Consider the following 25,090-nt stretch of genomic DNA (forward strand, 5'->3'; position numbering starts at 1 on the left):
TTTTGTGAAACAAAAAAGCGGGAGGGGAAGGCGGAAAAAGCTGACCAAATAATTATTAAACCAACTTCAAATAATTCTTATTCTTTACCATCCACAACCCAATAAAGGTCAGCAATCCATTTAGAATAATCAGCTCCACACCAATTCTATAATCGGTGTAAGTAGTTACTGAGTAATTAATTAAATAAGTCAGAACCGGTGCTAAAAGTGTCACCGCAAGAATAGAATATTTTCTTGAAATTTTAAATTTGGTAAAGATTCCGAAAGCGAAAAGTCCTAAAAGTGGTCCGTAAGTGTAGCCCGCAATTTCCATAATCAGGTAAACAATAGATTTGTCATTCATCGCCTTGAAAACCATAATCAGGATGAAGAAAACTACAGTAAAAGTTAAATGGATCTTCATACGAAGATGTTTCTTTTGCTTTTCTGTTCTGGTTTTATCTTCGTTTAAATTTAATAAATCCACACAGTAAGAACTCGTCACTGCCGTTAATGCGCCATCTGCGGAAGGGAATAAAGCTGAAATCAATCCAATGATAAAAATGACAGAAATTGTCATTGGAAAATATCCGTTCAAAGATAAAGCCGGGAATAAATCGTCTCCCATGATATTTTTTACATTTCCTGCGGCATCTTTAAACCCGAAAATATTTGATACAACTTCTTTCCCCTCGACCATATTGGTGATCTGTGAATATCCTGCGCCATTTTGCAACGCAAAAAGATAAAGCAAACCACCTAGGAATAAGAACGCAAGATTTACAAAAAGCAATGTTCCTGCAAACGTCAGCATGTTTTTCTTTGAATTCTGAAGATTATCAACGGAAATATTTTTCTGCATCATTTCCTGATCAAGCCCCGTCATTGCTATGGTGATGAAAATTCCACCCAAAATGGTTTTTAAGAAAAATGTCTTGGAATTGGGATCAAAGTTGATGAAATGAGTATAGTTTTTCTGCTCCAAAATTCTGTAAGCTTCTCCAAAAGAAAGATTTAAATTTGATAAAATATAGACGATACACGCAATCAAACTGATAATCATAAACGAAGTCTGCAAGGTATCAGTAATGACAATTGTTTTTACACCACCTTCAAAAGTATAAAGAAGTACCATCACCAAAAGCACCATCGCCGTTACCCAAAATGGAACGCCCAAGCCTTCGAGTAAAAATATCTGCAAAACATTGACAACCAAATATAATCTCGCCGTTGCGCCAATCGCTCTTGAAACAATAAAAAATACTGAACCGATTTTGTGCGCTTCTACATTGAATCTTTTACCTAAATAGGTGTAAATTGAGGTCAAATTCATTTTATAGTAGAGTGGAAGAAGTATTGCCGCCACGATAAAATACCCGATGAAAAACCCAATCACCATCATATAATATTCAAAACCTCCGAAAATATATTCGCTTCCTGTCATTTTACCAACGGTTCCGGGAACAGAGATGAAGGTTACTCCGCTCAGGCTGGTTCCTATCATCCCGAAAGCAACGAGCCACCATTTGCTTTTTTTGTTGCCGATGAAAAACGATTGGTTATCAGAATTCCGGCTCGTAAAATATGAGATCACCAAAAGTCCAACGAAATAAACGAAAACAAACAGCAAAAGGATAGTTCCTGGATTCATGCTAAGATTTTAAATTTCAGCAAATATAGTTTTTTTTGTTTCTGTTAAAAAAAACCTTTCAGAGAAAGTTACTGAAAGGTTTTTAAAATTTTTAATCAAAAAGCTGTTTTATAAAACATCTCTTAAATCTTCGTTTTTTTGAAAAGTTGCTTTGGCAAACGGACAAAGCGGAATGATTTTTTTGCCTTTCTCTCTGGCAAATTCTACAGCCTTGATCAGCATTTCTTTTCCAACACCTTTCCCGTTAAATTCTTCTTCTACCTCTGTGTGATCGATGATGAATCTCTCTTCACCCGCCCAGGTATAAGTCATTAAGCCTGCTTTTTTTCCATCTATTAACGCTTCAAAGCTTCCGTGTTTTTCGTCGTTATTCTGTTTTACTTCTATCATTTTATGAAAATTTGGTTTGAATTTCTATTTCGTTGGTTAAAATTTTGTGTACCGGACAGGCATCTGCAATCGTATGAAGCCTCTTCAATTGCTCGTCGCTTAAATCTCCTCCTTCAAAACTAATATTTCTTTTAAAAACTGCCAATTTTGTGAGCGGAAAATTTTCAAGTTCTACCTCTACATCTATTCTTTCCACATTCCATTCTTTTCTGTCGATGTACATTCTCAAAGTTGCCGCCGTGCAGCTTGCCAGAGAAGTTGCTAAGATTTCAAACGGATTAAAACCTTCATTTTTTCCGCCTTTATCAATTGGTTCATCGGTGATCAGTTTATTATCACCGGCAACTACTTCTGTGTAATATTTTGTTTTGCCTAAGCTTGCTTTTACCGTAACTGCCATTATTTCTGTGTGTTGAATTGATAACTTAATGCTCCTGAAGGACAAAGGTCTATTTGATTTTTTAGCTCTGCCGGAGTTGCATTTTCCGGTTTTAGCCAAGGTTTTTCGTTGGGATTGTAAACCTGGGGAAGACTTTTTACACAGATTGCTGCGTGAATGCATTTTTTAGGCTGCCAAATGACGGTAATTTCGCCGTTTACATATTCATGTTTTTCCATATTTGTTTTTTTAAAATTTTTAATTCTATCTTATTGAATGGTTAATTTTTAGCTTCTTATGATTTTTTGATCTGAATTTTAAAACTTTCAATCTTATGATTTAAATCTTTCATCATGTCGGGATTGATGACGCCGCTTTCAAGATCAAAGTTTTCATAAAATTTAGGCAGAGAAAAAGTTTCTTTCACATCTGCACCAAACTGAGGGAAAAACGTTTTTGCGGTGTTCATTACATTTCCGCCACCATATCCGCCAGGAGAAGTTGACATTAACAACATCGGTTTGTTCTGAAAAACTTTCACATTAATTCTGGAAGCCCAATCGAAAACATTCTTAAAAGCTGCCGAATAAGAGCGGTTGTGTTCTGCTAAAGAACAAACAATAACGTCGCATTCTTCAATCTGTTTCAAAAAGTTGTGTGCTTCATCAGGAAAACCTCTTTTTTCGCGGTCAACGGAAAAAACGGGCATATCAAAATCATTAAGATCTATTAAATTAATTTCGTCGTCCTGAAAACTTTTCAGAACATATTTTACTAATTCTCTATTGATAGATGTGGAAGAGGTGCTTCCTGCAAATGCTAATATTTTCATGATTGATTATTTTTATAAAGCTATCAAATAAATTTAAGTCGAGATATATCTTCTTTTTTTAAGACATTACTGCTTCATAATTGATTATTGTTTTACTAATCTTAACTGTATATTAATTATTGTTTATTTTTTATGTATTATTTATGTTTTTATCACTTATACTTATTGTTTTTTATGCTAAGCATTGTTTTATTGAATTATATTTGAAAAAAAATATTTTTAATTAAGTTATTCATAAATTAATATATATTTGTAATACAGATAAAATCAAACATTTATGAAAAAAACTATCCTCATGTTGGGTGCTGCCTCGCTGATCTGCGTTACAGCATGCAAAAAAAACGAAATCTTCGGAACTGAGACATCCAAAAAGGAAAGTTCAGTTGCTTCTGAAGAAAAAACTTCTCCTGGATCCGGCGTTACAGTTGATGGAGTAGAAGTTCCGAAATTTAGTAATCAGGAAGTGCAGCAGTTTGCAACCGAATATGCACATATTGTCTCTGAAATGTCGGCCGCTTCAAGATCCGGTGATGTTGCAAAGAGCCAGGAGCTTACTGCAAAAGCACAGGAGTGGACGACAAAAAATGCTTCTTGGTCATCTAACATGACTCCTGATGATTCTAAACTTTGGACAGATTTTCTTACAAAACTTTCAGCAGCCGAAAGAGAGAAATAGGCTTTTCTTTTTTCAAAGCTAAAGCCACTTGTACAGGAAGTGGCTTTTTTCTTCTGTTTATTTCCTGTTTAATACGGCTTTCGGAAGTGGTACAAATTCATTTTCATCGCCAGGAACCAAAGGGAAAGCTTCGTGGTTTTGATCATTCCAGTTTATTTTTGCCTGATCGATTTTTTCTTTGTCAGAATTTACAAAGTTCCAGAAAATGAAACGCTCTTCATCAAAAGGTTCACCTCCGAAAAGATAAACTGTAGCATTGTCGCTCATCTCAAACTCACAAAGTTGGGTATTTTTGGCAATCAACAATTGTTTGGAGCCATAGCTGTTGTTTTCTATACTTACAGTTCCGTCCAGAACATACATTGCGGCTTCCCCGTAAAGATCTTTTCCGATACTTATTTTCTGGGCAGTTTTAGTTTTAATTTCAATAAAAAAAAGTTTGCTGTGAACAGGCACCGGAGATTTTTTTCCGAATGCTTCACCTGCAATTAATTTATACTGAACACCGTTTTCTTCCCAAACAGGAAGTTCGTCTGCCTCAATGTGGCTAAAAGTGGGTTCGCTTTGCTCAAGATGTTTCGGAAGTCCCACCCAGATTTGGAATCCGTGAAGTCTTTTATCGGTTTCTCTAAGATATTCAGGAGTTCTTTCTGAGTGTACAACACCTTTTCCGGCGGTCATCCAGTTTACTGCACCGGGTTTTATTTCTAAAGCGCTGCCGATGCTGTCTCGGTGAAAAATTGACCCTTCAAGTAAATATGTCAATGTAGAAAGCCCAATATGTGGATGCGGGGGAACATCAAGATTTTGATAATCTTTCAGTTCTGCAGGGCCCATATGATCGATAAATACGAAAGGTCCTACTGCTCTTTTTTCACGGAAAGGCAATAATCTTCCCACCAAAAAGTTTCCTATATCTGCTGATTTCTCTTCTATAATAAGTCCGATGTTTGACATGATCGTTTTGTTTTTTTTATTTTGAATTGAGCTAATTTAATTAAAAATTTCTTTTGCCAATCTTTATTACGTAAATTTAAATTTTGTCGTACCCTTCGAATCTTTCGTCAACAATGCGTTTCCATTCCGGGTGTTTTTTTATGAACGCAAATACGTATGGGCAATACGGGAGAAGTTTTTTTCCGCTCTCTTCAATATATATCAAGGTTTTTTCAACAACTGCTGCGGCAGCTCCTGTTCCTGCCAGTTCGGGCTCGGCTTCTGTGTGAATGAGCGCGATTTGATGACTTGTTTCTTTACAGTCGATAAATGCAAAATGACTGTTGTATTCTATTTCGAATCTCTTTTTTTCTTCGTTTTTTACCAACGGAATATTTTCAAATTCTGGTTTCATGATTTTTTATATTTTATGTTTTTGAATTAAATTTACGTTCTTAAATTAATCTTCCAAATAACCGAATTTTCCGGTATTGAAATCTTCGAAGGCCTGCATGATTTCTTCTCTGGAATTCATTACAAAAGGACCGTGAGGATAAATTGGCTCATTAATAGGTTCTCCGCTGATAATTAATATAATGGAATCTTCTGTGGCTTCTATTGTGAAATCTTCGCCTTCATTTTTAAACAAAACAAAATGATTTGCAGAAGCCTTTTGCTCTCCGTTTATAATGATGTTTCCTTCTATAACTAACGCCGCGGTATTGAAATTTGGAGGAAAATTAAAATCTGCTTTTCCACCTGATGTTAGTTTTGCATTCATAAGATTAACAGGGGTGAATGTTGATGCGGGACCTTTATTTCCGTTATGTTCACCTGCTATAATTTCGATAAAACCGTTTTCTCCAAGATCTTCTGTTATCATTTCTGAATTTGAGATCGATTGATATTTTGGTTTACTCATTTTGTCTTTCGCCGGAAGATTGACCCAAAGCTGTACCATCTGAAAAATCCCGCCCTGTTTAGACCATTCTTTCTCGTGATATTCTTTGTGAAGAATTCCGCTTGCTGCAGTCATCCACTGTACATCGCCTTCGCCAATGATTCCGCCACCACCTGCGCTGTCATGATGTTCTACTTTTCCCTGATAAGCAATCGTCACCGTTTCAAAACCTCTGTGTGGATGCACACCAACACCTTTTGGAGTTTTGGATGGATTAAAATGAAATTTAGAATTATAATCGAGCATCAGAAACGGATCCATTCTTTTCATATCAAGATTCTGTATACTCGGAATAAAATTATGCACCCTAAAACCGTCCCCTACAAAATGCGCCGGCTTCGGTGGAATTACCATTTCTACTTTTTTAGTTGTCATAATATGTTTGTTTTAACTTTAAACAAATGTAGAACAGTAGAAATGAATTGACATTGATGTGTGGTAAGTTCGGTTTTACGTGTTGAAAGATTGCAGAATAAGATTGAAAAGATGAGAATTTAAAAGATAATTCGGAAACGTTTTAGCTATTAATTCAAGATTTTTATTCTTCAGAAGATCTCATATTTCTACCATCAGAAGTGTGCAATCTGCGGAAAACCAAACTTGATAGGATGGTCAAAATTCCGACGGTAAGAAATGTATAACGGAAAGCATTATGAGTTTCATGCAAAATGAGTTCAGGACTGTTTTCATAGATTTTTAAAACAATTAATCCAAATGCAATCCCAAAACCAATGGCTAATTGCTGATTGACCGAGATTAGAGAATTTCCGCTGCTTGTCTGGAAATTTCGCAGATCTGCAATAGAAATTGTATTCATAGAAGTAAATTGAATAGAATTAAAAAATCCTAAAATTGCAATGATCGGTATAAACCAGTAAATAGAGGTGTGAATATCTGGAATCGAAAGACAGCAAATCAAAATACCAATAATGAACGTATTGACCATCAAGGTTCTTTTATAACCGTATTTGTTTAAAATTTTAAGAACAGAAGATTTTCCAAACATCGCTGTAAGTGCCATGGGAGCGATGATCCACCCGGAAGTAACCGCAGACTGACCGTAAGCAATCTGGATCATCAGGGGCAGCAACAGCGGAACGGAACTGATTCCTAATCGTGTTGCCAGATTGCCAATAATTCCCACTCTGAATGTACGAACCTGAAATAAATTTAATGGGAAAATAGGATTGTTCCCTTTCTTTGCGTGTCTGTAATAATAATAAAGGAATAAAAATCCTAAAATGAAAACAAGTAAAACCGGCGTAATGTTTTGTATATCCCCGAAAAGTTCAAGAGCTACGGAAAGAAGTAACGAGGCCGCTGCAAATATCAAAAATCCCTTCAGATCAAAATCGGTGTCACGCGAGTTGTAGTTGGGCATATATTTTAGTCCTAAAACGATTCCCAGAACCCCAATAGGTATATTGATAAGAAATATCCAATGCCAGGAGAGATAATCAACCATGTATCCGCCAACTAATGGACCGAGAACAGGTCCTATCAAAGCGGGAATGATCGCGAAATTCATAGCCTTTAGCAACTCATTCCTTTCAAAAGTTTTGATTAATGCGAGCTTCCCGACGGGCGTCATTAAGCTTCCTCCGACTCCCTGAACTACTCTTGAAATTACTAAATGCGTTAAATTTTGAGAAAGTGCACAAAACACCGATCCCACACTGAAAAGTACCAAAGCGAAAATAAAAACTTTTCTCGTTCCGAAACGATCTGCCAAAAATCCGCTTGCCGGCATGAAGACAGCTAATGTCAGAACATAACTGATAATTGCATTCTGCATATTCAACGGAGATTCATTAAGATCTCTCGCAATTGATGGCAGCGATGTATTCAAAATCGTAGAATCCAGCATCTGCATAAAAATAGCAGTTGCTAAAATGAGCGGGAGAACTTTTTTTACGGTCTGGCGTGGGTATGTAGTTGTCTGCATAATCAATAAATGATTTTAAAAGCAATTTTAAAACCATTTTTAACAATAAAAAAGTCCTGCGAATTATCGCAGGACTTTTGGGTTTATTTTCTAGGTTTTTCTACTCCTATCCACGCTTCACCTTCTCTTTTGACCTGGCTTAGTGTGAAAGTCTTAAAATCGTCTGTTTTGTATTCTATGTTATCTACGTTTTGCTCAAATGGCATGATGTAGAAAAAGTCTTTGTCTGTTTTATCTGCTTTACTTCCCTTTTTCACTGTAGGCATAAATTTTCTGTTGAATTTATATTTTGGCAGATACTGTTTCAGCGAAGCGTAGAATTTCTTGTCTTCTTTTTCGTTAGGAACAATGTCTACGATATTAAATTCATCTTTTTTCTTATCAACCCAAAGATAGTAGATTGTTTCTTCCATCGTTTTCTTGTTGAGAGAAGCAAATCCGAAAAATTCTTTCGGTACCAGTTCTTTTATTCTTTCTGCGTCTACCTTAGTGAAATATTCACCTTGAGAAGGATCTACATATGTTTCTAAATTATATAATAAAACCTGATTGTCTTTAAAATTTTTATTTTTAAAATATTGATCCAAAGATAATTCCGCAGTTTTTCTTAACTCTTTTCCTCTCTCATCCAGTTTTTTTGTCGGGTTTTGAGGATTTACTTTCTTTACAAAGTTGTATAATACGACAGGTTTTATATCTGCAAGATGAGGAAAGGTTTTCAACTGTTCAGCTTTTACCAACCAATAATATTGCTGATAGTAATCATCTTTCTCGGCAGGTTTTACGGTTTTATAAGTAAGTGCCAGCTTTTTAGAATTAAGATATTTTCCATATTTACCTTGTCCGAAAGCAAAGCTTACAGATAATAAAGCAAATAAAATAGTAATGTTTCTTTTCATGTTACAGCAAAGATTTTTTTTATTTTTCAAATATAATTATTTATTAGATAATAAGTTTAATAGTTAGTTAAATTATCCAAATATTCTTGATTTTATTTAAGAAAAAATCCTGTACGAATACAGGATTGATAAATTTTTTGATTTTTAATAAGAAGTTTCATGCACTTTTACTGCTCTTCCGCTTGGGTCATTCATTTTTTTAAATGCTTCATCCCATTCTAGAGCGATAGGAGTGGAACATGCTACGGAAGGTACAGAAGGAACGGTTGCGGCCGCAGTTTCACTTGGGAAATGTTCTTCAAATATCGTTCTGTAACGGTATTCTTCTTTGTTTTGAGGCGTATTTAATGGAAATCTGAATTTTGCATTTGTCATCATTTCATCAGTCACATATTTTTCGGCAACATCTTTTAAGGTGTCAATCCAGGAATATCCTACACCGTCAGAGAATTGTTCTTTCTGTCTCCAGGCGATTGATTCTGGTAAAAGGTCTTCAAAAGCTTTTCTTAAAACCCATTTTTCAATTTTCCCTTCTTCTTTTTTAATCATTTTATCCTGAGGATTTACGTTCATCGCAATATCCATAAATTCCTTATCCAGAAAAGGAACTCTGCCTTCAATTCCCCAGCTCATCAACGCTTTGTTGGCTCTTAAGCAATCATACAGGTGAAGTTTACCTAGTTTTCTCACCGTTTCATCATGAAATTCCTTTGCATTGGGAGCTTTATGGAAATACAGATATCCTCCAAACAATTCGTCTGCGCCTTCGCCGGAAAGTACCATTTTAATTCCCATAGATTTTATGACTCTCGCCAAAAGGTACATCGGCGTAGAAGCTCTGATAGTCGTGACATCGTAAGTTTCCAAATGATAAATCACATCACGAATTGCATCCAAACCCTCCTGAACCGTAAAATTTACTTCATGGTGAACCGAACCGATATGTTCAGCCGCTTTTTTTGCTGCCGCCAAATCAGGAGAACCTTCCAAACCAACTGCAAAACTGTGAAGTCTTGGATACCACGCTTCCTGAGTATCACCACTTTCAATTCTCTGTCTGGCGTATTTTGCTGTAACTGCAGATATAATAGATGAATCTAAACCTCCCGAAAGCAAAACACCATAAGGTACATCGCTCATCAGTTGTCTGTGAACGGCATCTTCCAGGCCTTTTCTGATGGCCATAATATCTGTCACGTTATCTGTCACAGCGTCAAAGTTTCCCCAGTCTCTTCTGTACCATTGTTGAAGTTCTGCTCCATCAACACTGTATACATAATGTCCCGGAAGAAAAGTGTCAATTTTTTTGCAGACACCTTCCAGGGCTTTTAGTTCAGATGCGATATAGTAGTTTCCGTTTTTGTCCCAGCCTTGGTACAGAGGGCAGATTCCCATATGATCACGCGCGATCAGATAAATATTTTTTTCAATATCGTAAAGTGCAAAAGCGAATATGCCATTTAATTTTTCGATAAAATCTTTTCCATACTTTTGATATAAAGCTAAGATAACTTCGCAGTCAGATTTGGTTTGAAACTCATACTCTGGAAATTCTTCTTTCAGTTCACGATGATTGTAAATTTCTCCGTTTACGGCTAAAACAATTTTTCCGTCTTTAGAAAATAATGGCTGTTTGCCGGAAGTAGGATCTACGATGGCGAGTCTTTCGTGAGAGAAAAGTACTTTCTCATTTTGGAAAACTCCGCTCCAATCCGGACCTCGATGACGGATTTTTTTAGACATTTCTAAGACTTGAGGTCTTAATATTTCAGTTTGTTGTTTGGCGTCAAACAAGCATACAATTCCACACATTTTATTTTTATTTAAAAGCAAAACTAAATGATTTAATTAAATTTTAAAATAAAAATTTGATTAAAATTAATTTTTTACATTAAATTATGATTTTTAATTAAAAATATTGTAAATGTATATGTCTTTATTTAGTCTCCGATTGATTTTTTTAACCGAAAGATTTCAGATGGAAGAGGCGAAAAAAGTAACAAGTTTTAAAAAATTAGGTGACTGATGTTTGTTAATTCAAATATTTTTCGTTCCTTTGTTGCTCGAAATAATTTTTTTTCATCATTTGTGTTTTTACCTCCTTGTAATAATATTGCAAGGAGGTTTTGTTTTATTCAAAACCTAGCAGTGAGCCAGAAATATTCCATGCGCTGAAACTGGTTCCTTCCGGTTTTCCCTGAGGAATTTTCACCTGAATGGTATGTTTTCCTGCTTTTAAATCTCCCAATTGAATGTAATTCGGATTGGTAATCGTTCCCGGACACCAATTTGAGCGGCTCAGGTCAGAAGATGAAAGTCCGTCCGGAAAATTACCGGATGCAGGATTGTAAAGTCTATAAGATCCGCAATCGGTTCTCCACGGTGTAAAAGAAAAAATCATTTTGCCGTCCAGAAAAATAGAATTTGCTTTCGGGATAAATTCGTCACCATTTTCCCAACCGCCATGACCAGTTGTGATGTACCGTAACTGACCATTTTTTAAATCTTTCGCTAAATTGAATTCCACAAAAAGGCCTTTATCGTTATCAAACATTGTCGCGTAATCCTGTCCGGCCATTTCCATAATATTCGTTGTGTTGAATAGTGGGATCACTTTATTATTTTTATGTACAATCTGATCGCTTTTGTGAATTGTGATTTCTAAACTCACTTTGTGACCGCCTTTGTCGTAGTTACCGATGAAAACTCCCACCCAGATTTCTTTCTCAGACAGTGAAGGTTTTAATTCGGTGATATCCTGGCGAAACGGATTAATCGTTTCCCATGTTTTATCTTTTAATTCTAAATTATTAAACTTATTGATTCCAAAAGCAGTAAAAAACCGCATCATTTCTACAGTTGGTTGATAATTTTCACTAGAAATAATTCCGAAATACTGTTTTCCGTTTCCATTTTCATAAAGCGGAAGTGTTTTTACTCCTTTTTCCAATCCGTCAAAAAAAGATTGTGATTTTTCTTCAGGAATTAAAAATACCGCTCCTGTTCTGTCGTAAGCATCACCGTTCGATTGCTGTTTTAATTCAGCAAAAATACTTTCGCCTTGAGAAATTTTTGGAAATTTTATTTTCTTTAGAATTATGGTTCCATTAGCAAATCTTTTGATATTTTCATCAGATTTCGACTGGTCTGAGAAATTGATGATTTCATTTTCAAAAACTTTTAAAGTTGTGAATCTGCTTTTCCAAAGTAGATCTTTATAACTCAAAAGATCTGTGGGAGTTATAGGTTTGTTGATAATGTTTTCTATTCCTGATTTTTTGATTTTTTTCAAAGAAGTTGCGGTCGTTGCAGAATTTCCGTTGCGTTCAATTTCTAAGACTAAACCTAAATTTTGCCCAAGACTCGATGGTCCGCCTTTCATTTTCAGATCATTCGTGTACCAAACTTCAATAGTGTTTGAATTGATTTTTGTGACCGCATGTTTACAATTATATCCTAAAATTTTCTTGGTTTTATCAGTAAATTCAAAACTTTGTTTTGCTACAGCTTCGGAATCGGAAGTTGAAATAATTTCGCCAAGCTTCAAAAAACCGTAAGAAACGATTTTATTTGAAGGTTTTTCTATCTTACTGATTTCAAAAGGATATTCGCTTTTCTGTTCTTTCGTTTTTACATTTAGGATAAAATTGTCACTTTCATTGACCCAAACAATTGTAGGATTTTGATTAGGCTGAACTTTTCCGTTGTAAGAACTGGTGTATTGAATTTCGTAGGTCTGTGCGAAATTTAAAACAGATAAAACTGTGAAGAAAAAGAGAAGTAGTGATCTGATCATGATATGATAATGGTTTTTCACAAAGGTAAAGTTTTGGATAAAAAAAACTACTCCAAAAAATAGAGTAGTTGATATATTATATTTAAAAAAAATTAGGCCAGTCTTTCGATCAAAGCCATGTAGAAACCGTCGTAGCCTTCGCTAGGCATTACTTTTTCGTCTTTTATTAATTTAAAATCAGGATTGTTTTTCAGAAATTCTGCCACCTGTTCATTGTTTTCAGAAGGAAGAATAGAACATGTTGCGTACACCATTTTCCCACCTTTCTTAAGGATTTTTGAGTAATCCTGAATAATTTGCTGTTGTTCTTTTTTAATTCTGTCGATAAACGCCTGATCAATTTTCCATTTGCTGTCTGGGTTTCTTTTTAAAACTCCCAAACCTGAGCAAGGTGCGTCAATCAACAATCTGTCTGCTTTTTCATGAAGACGTTTGATTACTTTGTTATCAGAAATCATACGAGTTTCGATGTTGTGAGCTCCGGCTCTTTTTGCTCTGCGCTTTAATTCAGCCAATTTCCATTCGTAAATATCTAAAGCGATAATCTGACCTTTATTGCCCATCAATGCGGCAAGGTGAAGGGTTTTTCCTCCGGCTCCTGCACAAACGTCGACCACTCTCTGACCTTCTTTTACATCAAGGAAATAGCCAATTTTCTGTGATGTTGCGTCTTGTACTTCAAATAATCCGTCTTTAAAGGCCGTAGTTAAGAAGACATTCTTTTTTTCTTCAAGCTGTACAGCATCCGGATAATTTTTCACCGTGTAAGCTACTACATCTTCAACGGCAAGATCTGAAATTAATTCTTTTGCTGAAGTTTTCAATGAATTTGCTCTTAAAACTGTCGGAGCTTGTTCATTCAAAGCTTTCATTTCTTTTTCCCAAATCGGACCCAGTTCTTTTTCTAAAGTTTCAGCCAACCATTCAGGAATTGAATATTCGATAGATTTTGTAGGAACGGTTCCTTTTTTTAGTTTGGTGGTGATGTCGGCAATTTTAATGCCTTCAAATTCTTCAAATCTTTTGTAGTTAGTTTTACTATAAAGACAGTAAGCAACAATTAATTTATAAACATTGTCAGGTTTTACGCTTTCACCCATGTAATATTCAAGGCGTCTTTTCCAACGAATGATATTGTAGAAAATCTCCGAAACAACTGCTCTGTCTTGGCTTCCCCACTTTCTGTGAGCCTTTAAAAGTCTTTCGATTACTTTATCGGCGTATTTATTTTTCTCAAAAAAAGTTTCTTGTAGAGCATCGTGAATTCCGATGGCCAAGTTTCTGTGTATTAATTCCATTATTGCAGTATGCTGTTTGAACTTGCAAAAATACGAATTTTAATTGAAATGTTGTAAGTGACAGACTATGAGTAATTTCATCTCATCATAAATCACTGTATTTTTAAATATTTAATTTAATCTTACATTTGCAAAAATTTAAAAATATGAGTGATGTTGTTATCTGTCCTAAATGCAGTTCAGAATTTACCTACGAACAAGATGATTTAATGGTTTGTTCGCAATGTTTTTATGAGTGGAATCCTAAGGAAACTGCCTCAGAAAGCGAAAACTCTGGGAAAATTTTGGATGCTAACGGAAACGAACTGCAGGACGGTGATTCTGTGGTTGTAGTAAAAGATCTTCCGGTGAAAGGCGCTCCGAAACCTGTGAAAGCCGGAACTAAAGTTAAAAATATCCGTTTAAGACCAGAAAGCGATCATAATATAGATTGTAAAATTGACGGTTTTGGTTCGATGGCTTTGAAATCTGAGTTTGTGAAAAAAGCTTAAAGAAATTTTCTTCAATAAATATAAAAATGCGTTCCGATTGGGACGCATTTGTTTTATAAAAAAAAGGAAAAGATCGGACAGTGTAATCTTCCGAGACTTTCATTGCTGGAGAAAGCTAATTTCAGTCTTTTTGGTGGAAGAGAATTGAACCAAAAGTTTCCTTATATTGTTGTAATCAAATTTAAAAATATTATTGAAAATCAAACAGATAAAACTATTCTTTTTATCCACATACTAACATGATGGATGTGAGGGTTTTGTTAACTAAATGTAATTTTTATATCACCATTAATTTTTTCCTGAGTATAAATGATAAGTTCTTTATTTTGTGAAATAATTTTATTCCAATAATGATTTCCTGCAAAGCGACTTTCTAAAACCTGAGCAGCAAAGCCTTCTACTGAAATTTTTATATTCTGCGGAAAGTAGGCGAAATTTGAAATTTTAAAATCTGATTTTTCAGCTTCAGAAAATATATTGACTTCCCCGAAAAGTTTGGCTACATACTGATTATAAGGGTTTTTGTAGGTTTCTTCGGCGTCATCGGTCTGTATTAATTTTCCGTGGTCAAGAATGACAATCTGATCCAACCAGGGGATAATATCCTGAATCTCGTGCGTAGAAATAATGAGAGAAATATTTTTTTCTTTAACATATTTAAAAAGTTTCTCACGAAGTTCTATTTTCCGTGCAAAATCAAGATGGCTGAATGGCTCATCCAATAAAAGTAATTTTGGTAAAACAGAAAGAGCTCTCGCAATGGCAACTCTCTGTTGCTGTCCACCGCTAAGGTTTTTGGGAAGTGTATTGGTAAATTCAGATAATCCGACAACATCCAGAAGTTCATTGACGGTTTCTTTTTTCTTCGCTAAATTGATATTTGATATGAATTTTCCGACATTTTCAGCAACTGTCGCATAAGGCATTAAGTCAAAATTCTGAGCTACAAATTTCATTTCGGGTTCTCCGGGAACGAGATTCCCTTTTGGTCCCATGAGTTTTTGACCTTCAAACAAAATTTCTCCTCGCTCCCAGTTCAAAAGTCCGTAAATAAGACTCAGTAAAGTAGATTTTCCGCAACCGCTTTCTCCTGCTAAGGCAATAATTTTACCTTCATTCAACTTGAGATTGAAATTTTCAAAAAGAGGTTGATCTTTTGTATGTGAAAAATATAAATTGTTTATCTCTAATAGCATAATACAAAAATATGGTTTTTACAGTAGACTGGCATATTTTTAGTAATTTAGCATAACGTTAAAATTAGCATAAAAATCGCTGAACAGGGAACTTTTTCAAAATCTATCATGCGATTTTTAAATTTAAAAAATACTTATTATAATATGAAAAGAAAACTATTTTCCCTTGCTGTTCCTGTAGTTTTTGCTGCAATAGTGGTATCGTGTCAGAAAGAAAAACCTTTAACCAATGAGGGAAGCGAGGTTACAACGACAAAGAACGGAAACAAGTACGTGCTGGATACACTAAACAGTAAAATAGAGTGGAAGGGTTATAAAGTTTTTAAATCTGAAAATACAAGTCATTTTGGGACAATCACGTTTGAAAGTGGTGATGTTACCGTAAATGAAGGAAAGCTGGAAAGTGGTAAATTTGTTGCAGATATGAATTCTCTCACTTCCGTTGATCTTAAAGATGATGCAGAAAATTTAAATAAACTGAATGGTCATCTGAAAAGTGGCGATTTCTTTGAAACAGAAAAGTTTCCTACCGCATCATACGAAATTACTAAAGTAACTCCTTCTGCCGAAGGTGATTACAATACATTATTAGATGGTAATCTTACGATAAAAGGAATTACAAAACCTTTGCAGTTTAAAGCGAATGTTTCTGTAAGTGAAGGATTGGTAAGCATTGCTACTGAACCAAAAGATATTATGAGACAAGAATTTGGAGTGAACTTTAAAAGTCCGGCTGAAAATGGCGTGATTAAAGACGAAGTAACGCTTCAGATTAATATAAAAGCTATAGAGAAAAAATAGTTTCTGATGAATTCTTACGAAGGCACTTATGATTTCGGATCTTCCATCGCTCCATCAATTATTTGCGGAATAGTATTTTTGGTAATTTATTTTACCATTCGTTATATCAGGAAAAGGAAAAAGTAATTTTGAAAAAATAAGACCATCTGTCTGCAAAGGCAGATTTTTTTATGATAATTTTTAATTGGAAAAACCTTATTTTTGCATTTACGTTTTTGAAAGGGTTAATATAATGACAGAAAAGATAGAAGAATTACTGATCGAAGTAAACAGCTTCAACGCGACATCCAAAGATGAAATTGAGAATTTCCGAATCAGGTTTAATGGCAAAAAAGGAGTTTTAAATGATTTTTATGAAACATTAAAAACTATTCCCAACGACCAGAAAAAAGATTTCGGACAGAAAATCAATACTCTGAAGCAGGCTGTTGCAGCCAAATTAGAAGACTTTAAAAGTACTTCTGAATCTTCTGTAATTCTGGAAAAAGAAGATCTTACCAGGCCAGCTTTCCCGTTAGATTTAGGATCAAGGCATCCTATCAATCTGGTAAAGAACAGAATTATTGAAATCTTCAAATCTATAGGATTTGCCGTAGCAGACGGTCCGGAGATTGAAGATGACTGGCATAATTTTACTGCTCTGAATTTACCGGAATATCATCCGGCTAGAGATATGCAGGATACTTTTTTCATAGAACAAAACCCTGATATACTGTTAAGGACACATACTTCTTCGGTTCAGATTCGTTATATGGAAGAAAATCAACCGCCAATAAGGATTTTGTCTCCCGGAAGAGTCTTTAGAAATGAAGCGATATCTTCTCGTTCGCACTGTATTTTCCATCAAATTGAAGGATTGTATATTGATGAAAAGGTAAGTTTTGCAGATATGAAACAGACGATTCAGTTCTTTACGACAGAACTTTTCGGAAAGTCAAAAATAAGAATGAGACCTTCCTATTTCCCGTTTACAGAGCCAAGTGCAGAGATTGATGTCTATTGGGGTTTAAATTCTGAAACAGACTACAGAATTACGAAAGGAACAGGCTGGCTGGAAATTATGGGTTGCGGAATGGTAGATCCGGCAGTTTTGAAAAATGTAAATATCGATTCCGAAAAATATTCGGGTTATGCTTTCGGAATGGGCATTGAGAGAATTACAATGCTTCTTTACCAAATGAGCGATATCAGGATGTTCTTTGAAAATGACAAAAGAACACTAGAACAGTTTAAGACATTATAATCAATTTATAATTAAATTAATTGAATTCCTGTAAAATGCTTTTTTACAGGAATTTTTTATTACTTTTATAAGAATAATACACAAAGGATGTTTAAAAAGATGTTGAATTTTAAGTTGAGAAAAATTGTTCTTTATTCTCTTATTATATGTATTTTACTGATACAGGTTACGGTAGCCGCATTTTTCTATAATGAATTTGTAAACCGGAAAAATTTAACTTTTATCGAAAACCAGCTGAAGGAAGTTCAAAAACTGGAAAATCTCACAGATAATTCTCGGGAAGAGCTTGTAAATGCGCAAGGTTTTTTCCAGCAATATGTGGTCACAAACAATGATAAACACTTAAAATCTTATTTTAAATCTGTAGATAAACTCACGAAAACTTTAGACAGCATTAATCATTTTAAGTATAAAAACCCTAAGTTGAAGAAGGTTTTCACTTCAATTAAAAATGATTCTCTGGAAGTGAAAAATCTAAAACTTCTTGCAGATTCTACCTACCAGATTTCTACAAATTCAAATTTTAAAACCCGTGATGAGGTTCCAAAGCTTAAGAAATTTGATTATGATTTTAATTTCGATAAGTTTGAGGTACAGAGAACAACATATGTAGATCCTGTAAAAAAGAAAGGCTTACTTGGTCGTCTCGGAGATGCAATTGCCGGAAAAGAAAATGTAAGAAAAGACAGTGTAGTCGTTACGGTGAAAAATGGCATTGTTCCCGTTGCGAGCAGAATAAAAAGTGAGATGGACAGTGTTCTGAATCTTGTAAATAACCATTATACCAGAGAAATTCAGAAGATACAATACAACGTGACCAAAAAAGAAAATAACAGCGGTAAATTCTACACCACTTTTAATCATCTTTTGGTGTACAGCAATGAGTTGATGAATATCTACGAGTTTGCAGTAAAAGATTCTAAATCTAAACTTGAACAAGAATATGCCGATCAAAATTCTGAGAGTAATAAAATCAGAAAATATCTCGTATTGGGATTGATGATCTTGATGTTTGTTGTATCGGTTTTGATCATGTATTTTACCAGAATAGCCTTTATCTACGAAAAAAAGCTAAATTCTGCCAACAGACAAATCAAAGAAAATTTAAATTTTAAAAATAGAATATTAGGGATGTTAAGCCATGAATTGAGGTCACCGCTGAAAATTATTGGTATATTTATTAATAGAATTAATAAGAAAACAACTGACGAAAGCATCAAAGAATATCTGAAGTCAATAAGTTTTACCAATAATACTTTGTTAATGCAAGCAAATCAAATTCTTGAATATACTAAAAATCAGCATGTTGAAAATAAATTAAATCCTGCAGTTTTCAATCTTAGTAACGAGATTGATTCTATTCTAAATTCTATAGAACCTTATATTCAGACGAGAAACAATAAATTTATTGTTCATAAAAATATTGATGCTGATCTGGTTGTCTTCACTGATTGCACCAAAATCAATCAACTTTTCATGAATATTCTTGGAAACGCAAATAAATTTACTGAGAACGGAGAGATTTCGGTAACAACTTCTACAGAACCTGTTGATGAAAATACAGTTGCGCTGGTTACGAAGATTACTGATTCCGGAGTTGGTATTTCGAAATCAGATTTAGAAAAGATCTTCGAGCCATATTACCAAGGAATCATTTCTGATGAAGTTGAAAACCTGGGAGCCGGCCTTGGTTTAAGTCTTTGTAAAGAGCTTGTAGAGCTGTATTCCGGGAAAATATCCGTTGAAAGCGAGTTACAACATGGTACAACTGTTTACTTTACTTTAAATTTAAATATCAGCAAATGAGTCAGTTAGAAAGCGGTACGGTAAATATTCTTCTTGCGGATGATCACAGCCTCATCAGACAGGGCATTTCGTTTATTCTGGAAGATGTATTTCAGAATCATATTGTGCATCATGCTTCAAATCTACAGCAGACTTTAGATGTCGTGAGAATTAATGAAATTGATATTGCCATCATTGATGCTCATTTTCCAGATGGCAACAGTCTCACTATTGTGCCCGAAATAAAAAAAATACGTTCGGAAACTAAAATTCTGATCTTCACAGGAATTGATGAAAGTTCGCATTCTCTCAAGTTTCTTAATGCAGGAGCCAATGGTTTTCTGAGTAAAATGAGCGAAGAAGAAGAAATAAAGCGTGCAATTTTTAAAATGAAAGAAGAGGGCGAGTATATTTCTGCTACTACGCAGATCTTGCTTATGAATTCTCTTAAAGACAGAAATCTTATCAATCCTTTATTTAGCCTTACGGATAGAGAGCGCCAGATCGCCGATATGTATGCGAAAGGATTAGGGAATTTGGAAATTGCTAACCTTCTTGATCTAAGGCAAAACACCGTCAGCACTACAAAGAAAAGAATATTCGAAAAACTGAAAGTTGATAATCTTGCAGAATTGATAGAGCTGGTAAAAGATCATCAATAAAAAAAATATGAATACGTCTCCAGAAATGCGTTCTCAAAATCGTTTCTAAATATTCAAAAAAAACAACTTTTGTAGATAAATATCTACAAGTCTTGCGACATTTATCTATGCGTCTTGCTGGGTTTGTATATTCATATCTTAGTACTTTTGTATTAAGATTAATGAAGACGATTAATCCTAACAAAAACACATTTTTAAGAAAAATTTATTACCGACACTTTAACTCTTGAGTTGGGGAGGTAAAAACACAAATGAAGAAAAAAAAGGTAGTTTTTTACAGAGTCGAAAGACTCTGTAAATACTAACTTTAAAAATTAGATCGAAACATTCTAAAAACACAATTGTTGAAATCCTTAGTATAGTCGCAGAGCATTTGCTCTGTGACAGATACAGGAAAATTCAGAAGATTCTGAATGGTAATTTTATTAAATAGTCAAATAATAACTATACTATATTAGCCTTTTTTTTTAAAAGCGATTTCTGAAAAGAAATCGCTTTTGTTTTCTGTTATTTATAAGACTACTTATTAAACTTTAAAGGATATTTTACATTTTTAAAATCATCAATACTTGCTTTCAGAGAGCCAACTGCTAATTCGGCTTTCAGGAGAAGAGGAATATGATTAGCATCATTGGAAACCCACATCGTAACGCCTTCTTTTTCTTTAAAAACCCTGCCGCTTTTTACTGACGGAATTATTTTTAAAGCATTAATGGTACCGAATTTAGTCTTTAAATTCTCAGTCCCCACTACTTTTAGCTGAAAAGGAAACATTTCGTCGTCTATCCACACATTCATATTAAAAACAGTGCCTGTTCTGAGTTCTGCTGGTGTTTTACTTCTTAAAAAATAGAAGCATGAGAGCATATCCTGAACGCCTTGTACAGATTTTATGGTTTTAGATCCGTTAGCAGGATTTTTCTTATCTGTTAAAATCAAAGTGTGATTACTGTGATTAAAAACAGTCTGAAGATGCTGTGTGTAACTTCCTTCTTTTACATTTCTCACATAATAACTTGGGAGCTCAGTCTGCATATTGATATAACTTTCGTAAAGATCTTCAACCTTAAAAAAAGCTTTTACGGCTCCGCTTGTATAGCCTGTTCCTTTCACATATAAATGCGGAACACCTTTATAATTTGTCTTTTTTGCAGTAAGATTAGCTGATCCTGCCGTCAAAAAACCATAGTGAATTCGTAGTGTTAAAGACTCTCCATCATTAATATTTGTTATTTGGCCATGACCAAGAAAAAAAACAAATATTGCAATTATACATAATAATTTATTCATAATACAAATTTTACAAAAACACTGCCATATAAACGCGGCTTTGTTACATACGAGATTTGATAAATCTCAGTTTTTTATTTAATTCAATTAAAATTGCTTCGCATTAAAATTAGTAAATTTGCATCTATATACAATTAAATTATCTTCATATTATGATAACGACAGACATATTGATTATTGGAGCGGGGCCAACGGGACTTTTTGCTGTATTTGAAGCAGGTTTGCTTAAAATGAAATGCCACATCATTGATGCGCTTCCTCAGCCTGGAGGGCAATTGGCAGAACTATATCCTAAAAAGCCGATTTTCGATATTCCTGGTTATCCTTCTGTAAATGCAGGTGAACTTGTAGATAATTTGATGGAGCAGATCAAGCAGTTTCAGCCTGGTTTTACCCTTGGCGAAACAGCAGTTTCTTATAAAAAAATAGATGAAGAGTGGTTTGAAGTGGTTACGAATAAGGGCACCATTCACAGATGTAAAGCAATCGCAATTGCCGGAGGTCTCGGTACTTTTGAACCAAGAAAACCTACAATGGATAACATTGCAGACTATGAAGAAAAAGGTCTTGAATATTTCGTTAAAGAGCCGGAACATTTCAGAAACAAAAAAGTAGTCATTGCAGGTGGCGGAGATTCTGCTTTAGACTGGAGCGTTTTCTTATCAAACGTAGCAAGCGAAGTGACGCTGATTCACAGAAGAAACGAATTCCGTGGAGCTTTGGATTCTGTAGAAAAAGTTCAGGATTTAAAGAATCAGGGTAAAATTAAATTAATCACTCCTGCTGAAGTTACTGCCATCAAAGGTGACGGAAAAGTAGAAGCTATCACGGTAATTAGAGACGGTGAAGAGGCATTTGATATCGAAACCGACTATTTTATACCATTATTCGGATTGACACCGAAGTTGGGTGAAATTTCTCAGTGGGGACTAAATATTGAAAAAAATGCGATCGTGGTAAACAACGCATTAGATTATCAGACCAATATTGAAGGAATCTACGCAATTGGTGATATTAATACTTATCCCGGAAAATTAAAGTTGATTTTATGTGGTTTCCATGAGGCTACTTTAATGTGCCAAAGCGTTTACAACAGATTGAATCCTGGTAAAAAATACGTTTTGAAATATACGACAGTGAGCGGAGTAGACGGTTTCGACGGAAGCCGTAAAGAAGCTGAAAAAGCAGTGGTAAAGAAGATAGATTAATTTTGGTTTACAGTTTTTAGTTGTCGGTTGTTCGTTAACACCTTTCTGAAAACAATCAACCATAACTAACAACATTAATTAGAATGAGCGATATAAATATAAGAATTACAGATAGAGAGGGCTTAACCCACGATATTGTAGCGCCTACCGATATGTCTATGAATCTGATGGAGATCATCCGTTCTTATGAGTTGGCAGAAGAAGGAACCATTGGAGTTTGCGGAGGGATGGCGATGTGTGCCTCTTGTCAGGTTTATGTAATAAAAGATCCGGGTCTCGAGCCTATGGGTGACGAAGAAGACGCTATGCTTGGCGAAGCATTTCATGTAGAGCCAAACAGCAGATTGGGTTGTCAGCTTCATATTGCAGAGGCAATGGAAGGTCTTGAGGTGGAGATTGCTCCTTATCCTTAGAAGAAATTAAGATTATCAAATAATAACACCCTTCGAACCAAATTCGAGGGGTCTTTTTTGTGGTAGAGATAGTTTTAAATGATTGTAATTTCGTATCTAACTAATCCTGAGGCGTTCACGAGCTATCCTGAGACGTTCATTAATGATTCGCCGACGTTTTTCACCGCTCAGGATACGTCTTCAAGTAATCCGGATACGTCAATCATCTGTCTGTTGACGTCGTACGATGGTTCGATGGGGTCTTTTATCTATCCGGACATGTAAATTACCTCTCGGAATAGGTGAATAGACGTATCGACATCTATAAATAACGTCTCGGCTGGGGTAAATGACGTGTCCAGATGTCTGAACAACGTATCGGGGATGGTTGTGCAACGTATACTGATAGATGTAGAACGTGTCTCGACTGTTAAATGACGTGTCGGGATAGGTTGCGGACGTGTCGGATGAGGTTCTGAACGTCAATTTTAGGGTTTTAGACAGTATTCCGTAGTCAAAATTTTCAATGATTCATCTTTTAAGAACAATCGTTTGATCTTTATTAATAATATAAAAGCGAAACAAACTTTATACTTCTTAAACTATAAATAACCTTCATGGTTAAAATAAAAAAATATCCAAAATCAAAAGACTTTGGATATTTTTATTAAATGATATTTACCTTTATTTCAAAGGAATATTTGCTAAAATATCCTTCGTGAAGCTCCAGAATTTCTGTGTTGAAGAAATATTTGCTTTCTCATCTGGTGAGTGCGCACCTCTGATGGTTGGCCCGTAACTTACCATTTCCATTTCAGGATAATTGGCTCCGATAATTCCACATTCCAATCCTGCGTGACAAGCAACAACGTGAGGCTTTTCTGTAAATTTTTCGGTGTAGATTTTCTCCATCATCTGAACGATTTCAGAACCCGGTTTTGGTTTCCAGCCAGGATAAGACCCGCTGAATTCTACATTCATTCCTGCCAATTCTGATACTGATTTCAACTGTTCGGCAACAGAATCTTTGGAAGAATCAACAGATGATCTTGAAAGGTTTAAAATCTTCAGACCACCTTCTTTTAATTCTACTCTGGCAACATTATTAGAAGATTCTACCAAATCCTGAACATCCGGACTCATTCTGTAAACGCCGTTGTGAAGAGACTTCAAAACCAAAATGATTTTTTTAGAATCTTCCTCCGAAAGTGCTTTGTCAGAACTTGTAGAATTTTCGATATTAATTTGAAGACCCGCTTCAATAGAAGCAAATTCTTCTAAAATTTCTTTTTTAATTCCGTTGGTTACGTTCTCGATAAATTCACCAGCATTTCTTACTGAAATTAAAGCCACTGCTTCTCTCGGAATCGCATTTCTCAAACTTCCGCCGTCGATAGAAATCAACTGGATATTTTGATTTTCCAAAGCTTTGTAAAGAATTCTGCCCATAATAATATTGGCATTTCCGAAACCTTTATGAATATCCATACCCGAATGTCCGCCTTGTAAACCTTTTATTTCAATCCTTACAATTTGTCCTTGTGCAGCTTCCGGAGAATAGTTTTGACTTACTGTAACGTCGATTCCTCCGGCACAGCCGATGTCGATTTCGTCATCTTCTTCTGTGTCTAAATTTAAAAGAATCTGTCCCGTCAGTTGTCCAGGTTTTAAACCTAAAGCTCCGGTCATTCCCGTTTCTTCATCTATCGTAAATAAAGCCTCCAAATCAGGATGCGGAATGTCTGTACTTTCAAGAACCGACATAATGGTTGCCACTCCCAAACCGTTGTCAGCACCCAAAGTTGTTCCTTTTGCTTTTACCCAGTCTCCATCAACTTCCATCTCAATCCCCTGAGTTTCAAAATCGAAATTCACATCATTATTTTTCTGACAAACCATATCCAGATGTGATTGCATCACGATCGATTTTCGGTTTTCCATTCCCGGAGTCGCAGGCTTTTTGATGATGACGTTTCCAACTTCGTCAACTTTAGTTTCCAAACCTAAGTTTTCACCGAATTCTTTGATGAAAGCGATTACTTTTTCTTCTTTTTTTGACGGTCTCGGAACAGCATTTAGTTTGGAAAAATTCTTCCAGATAATCTGCGGTTCTATGTTTGATAGTTCCATAAAATTTATTTTGATCAAAATTACGAAATCGCTATGATTTAGAAGCGTAAATACCAACTAAAACTCGGCGATTGAATATGAAAAAAAAATAGATAAATACATATGAAATAAAAAATGCTCCTGAAATTCAGGAGCAGTATTTTTGCTAGA

Annotated in this window: 24 protein-coding genes; 8 read left to right on the plus strand and 16 right to left on the minus strand. The window is 35.0% G+C overall.

What is annotated here, in order from left to right:
* Positions 1–55 precede the first annotated feature (55 nt).
* From PGH12_RS16630 to PGH12_RS16650, 5 genes are all read right to left on the minus strand, one after another.
* Positions 56–1,630, minus strand: a complete 1,575-nt coding sequence (locus PGH12_RS16630; protein ID WP_267598595.1) for a sodium:solute symporter — start codon at positions 1,628–1,630, stop codon at positions 56–58.
* A 108-nt stretch (positions 1,631–1,738) separates the two neighbouring features.
* A complete protein-coding gene (locus tag PGH12_RS16635; protein ID WP_267598596.1) occupies positions 1,739–2,020 on the minus strand; it encodes a GNAT family N-acetyltransferase in 282 nt (93 codons plus the stop codon).
* Position 2,021: 1 nt separating this feature from the next.
* Entirely contained in the window at positions 2,022–2,420 is a 399-nt protein-coding gene (locus PGH12_RS16640) for an OsmC family protein (RefSeq protein WP_267598597.1), read from the minus strand.
* On the minus strand, positions 2,420–2,638 hold the full coding sequence (locus PGH12_RS16645) for a (4Fe-4S)-binding protein (RefSeq protein WP_267598598.1): 219 nt from the start codon (positions 2,636–2,638) through the stop codon (positions 2,420–2,422). The genes PGH12_RS16640 and PGH12_RS16645 overlap by 1 nt, the downstream gene beginning before the upstream one ends.
* Before the next feature lie 56 nt (positions 2,639–2,694).
* Entirely contained in the window at positions 2,695–3,231 is a 537-nt protein-coding gene (locus PGH12_RS16650) for an NADPH-dependent FMN reductase (RefSeq protein ID WP_267598599.1), read from the minus strand.
* 277 nt (positions 3,232–3,508) lie between these two features.
* Between PGH12_RS16650 and PGH12_RS16655 the strand changes: the two genes are divergently transcribed.
* Positions 3,509–3,907, plus strand: coding sequence for a hypothetical protein (locus PGH12_RS16655; RefSeq protein WP_267598600.1), 399 nt, complete (start codon positions 3,509–3,511; stop codon positions 3,905–3,907).
* Between the two features lie 57 nt (positions 3,908–3,964).
* Here the strand turns inward: PGH12_RS16655 and PGH12_RS16660 are convergent, their stop codons facing one another.
* The 8 genes from PGH12_RS16660 to PGH12_RS16695 all read right to left on the minus strand — a co-directional run bounded on the left by PGH12_RS16660 (position 3,965) and on the right by PGH12_RS16695 (position 13,742).
* Positions 3,965–4,864 (minus strand): pirin family protein, encoded by a 900-nt coding sequence (locus tag PGH12_RS16660; protein ID WP_267598601.1) that lies wholly within the window; start codon positions 4,862–4,864, stop codon positions 3,965–3,967.
* Between the two features lie 76 nt (positions 4,865–4,940).
* On the minus strand, positions 4,941–5,258 hold the full coding sequence (locus PGH12_RS16665; RefSeq protein WP_267598602.1) for a GNAT family N-acetyltransferase: 318 nt from the start codon (positions 5,256–5,258) through the stop codon (positions 4,941–4,943).
* Positions 5,259–5,303: 45 nt separating this feature from the next.
* The gene (locus PGH12_RS16670) at positions 5,304–6,179 is read right to left on the minus strand and encodes a pirin family protein (RefSeq protein ID WP_267598603.1); all 876 of its coding nucleotides are present in this window, start codon (positions 6,177–6,179) and stop codon (positions 5,304–5,306) included.
* 163 nt (positions 6,180–6,342) lie between these two features.
* Entirely contained in the window at positions 6,343–7,749 is a 1,407-nt protein-coding gene (locus PGH12_RS16675; RefSeq protein ID WP_267598604.1) for an MFS transporter, read from the minus strand.
* Between the two features lie 83 nt (positions 7,750–7,832).
* Positions 7,833–8,648, minus strand: a complete 816-nt coding sequence (locus PGH12_RS16680) for a hypothetical protein (protein ID WP_267598605.1) — start codon at positions 8,646–8,648, stop codon at positions 7,833–7,835.
* A 144-nt stretch (positions 8,649–8,792) separates the two neighbouring features.
* Positions 8,793–10,460: an asparagine synthase B gene (gene asnB, locus PGH12_RS16685; RefSeq protein ID WP_267598606.1), complete on the minus strand. Its 1,668-nt coding sequence runs from the start codon at positions 10,458–10,460 to the stop codon at positions 8,793–8,795.
* 319 nt (positions 10,461–10,779) lie between these two features.
* Positions 10,780–12,444, minus strand: coding sequence for a GLPGLI family protein (locus tag PGH12_RS16690; protein ID WP_267598607.1), 1,665 nt, complete (start codon positions 12,442–12,444; stop codon positions 10,780–10,782).
* A 92-nt stretch (positions 12,445–12,536) separates the two neighbouring features.
* Complete coding sequence (locus PGH12_RS16695; RefSeq protein WP_267598608.1) at positions 12,537–13,742, minus strand: RsmB/NOP family class I SAM-dependent RNA methyltransferase; 1,206 nt, start codon at positions 13,740–13,742, stop codon at positions 12,537–12,539.
* 146 nt (positions 13,743–13,888) lie between these two features.
* Between PGH12_RS16695 and PGH12_RS16700 the strand changes: the two genes are divergently transcribed.
* Positions 13,889–14,233 carry a zinc ribbon domain-containing protein YjdM gene (locus tag PGH12_RS16700; RefSeq protein ID WP_267598609.1) on the plus strand — a complete coding sequence of 115 codons (345 nt, stop codon included), beginning with the start codon at positions 13,889–13,891 and terminating at the stop codon, positions 14,231–14,233.
* Between the two features lie 260 nt (positions 14,234–14,493).
* Here the strand turns inward: PGH12_RS16700 and PGH12_RS16705 are convergent, their stop codons facing one another.
* Entirely contained in the window at positions 14,494–15,429 is a 936-nt protein-coding gene (locus PGH12_RS16705; RefSeq protein ID WP_267598610.1) for a sulfate/molybdate ABC transporter ATP-binding protein, read from the minus strand.
* A gap of 144 nt (positions 15,430–15,573) precedes the next feature.
* Here PGH12_RS16705 and PGH12_RS16710 point away from each other — a divergent pair, with 144 nt between their 5' ends.
* From PGH12_RS16710 to PGH12_RS16725, 4 genes are all read left to right on the plus strand, one after another.
* On the plus strand, positions 15,574–16,230 hold the full coding sequence (locus PGH12_RS16710; RefSeq protein ID WP_267598611.1) for a YceI family protein: 657 nt from the start codon (positions 15,574–15,576) through the stop codon (positions 16,228–16,230).
* Positions 16,231–16,462: 232 nt separating this feature from the next.
* Positions 16,463–17,473, plus strand: coding sequence for a phenylalanine--tRNA ligase subunit alpha (pheS, locus tag PGH12_RS16715; protein WP_267598612.1), 1,011 nt, complete (start codon positions 16,463–16,465; stop codon positions 17,471–17,473).
* Between the two features lie 99 nt (positions 17,474–17,572).
* Entirely contained in the window at positions 17,573–19,279 is a 1,707-nt protein-coding gene (locus PGH12_RS16720) for a sensor histidine kinase (RefSeq protein WP_267598613.1), read from the plus strand.
* A complete protein-coding gene (locus PGH12_RS16725) occupies positions 19,276–19,920 on the plus strand; it encodes a response regulator (RefSeq protein WP_267598614.1) in 645 nt (214 codons plus the stop codon). The genes PGH12_RS16720 and PGH12_RS16725 overlap by 4 nt, the downstream gene beginning before the upstream one ends.
* A 519-nt stretch (positions 19,921–20,439) precedes the next feature.
* On the opposite strand, the gene PGH12_RS16730 is transcribed toward PGH12_RS16725, so the two are convergent.
* Positions 20,440–21,210 (minus strand): DUF3108 domain-containing protein, encoded by a 771-nt coding sequence (locus PGH12_RS16730; RefSeq protein ID WP_267598615.1) that lies wholly within the window; start codon positions 21,208–21,210, stop codon positions 20,440–20,442.
* Between the two features lie 152 nt (positions 21,211–21,362).
* On the opposite strand from PGH12_RS16730, the gene PGH12_RS16735 reads away from it, so the two are divergent.
* Positions 21,363–22,418, plus strand: a complete 1,056-nt coding sequence (locus PGH12_RS16735; protein WP_267598616.1) for an NAD(P)/FAD-dependent oxidoreductase — start codon at positions 21,363–21,365, stop codon at positions 22,416–22,418.
* Between the two features lie 83 nt (positions 22,419–22,501).
* The gene (locus PGH12_RS16740; protein ID WP_267598617.1) at positions 22,502–22,831 is read left to right on the plus strand and encodes a 2Fe-2S iron-sulfur cluster-binding family protein; all 330 of its coding nucleotides are present in this window, start codon (positions 22,502–22,504) and stop codon (positions 22,829–22,831) included.
* Between the two features lie 663 nt (positions 22,832–23,494).
* Here the strand turns inward: PGH12_RS16740 and PGH12_RS16745 are convergent.
* On the minus strand, positions 23,495–24,940 hold the full coding sequence (locus PGH12_RS16745) for an aminoacyl-histidine dipeptidase (protein ID WP_267598618.1): 1,446 nt from the start codon (positions 24,938–24,940) through the stop codon (positions 23,495–23,497).
* Between the last annotated feature and the right edge of the window lie 150 nt (positions 24,941–25,090).

Source organism: Chryseobacterium sp. CY350 (assembly GCF_027945075.1).
Taxonomy (GTDB): Bacteria; Bacteroidota; Bacteroidia; order Flavobacteriales; family Weeksellaceae; genus Chryseobacterium.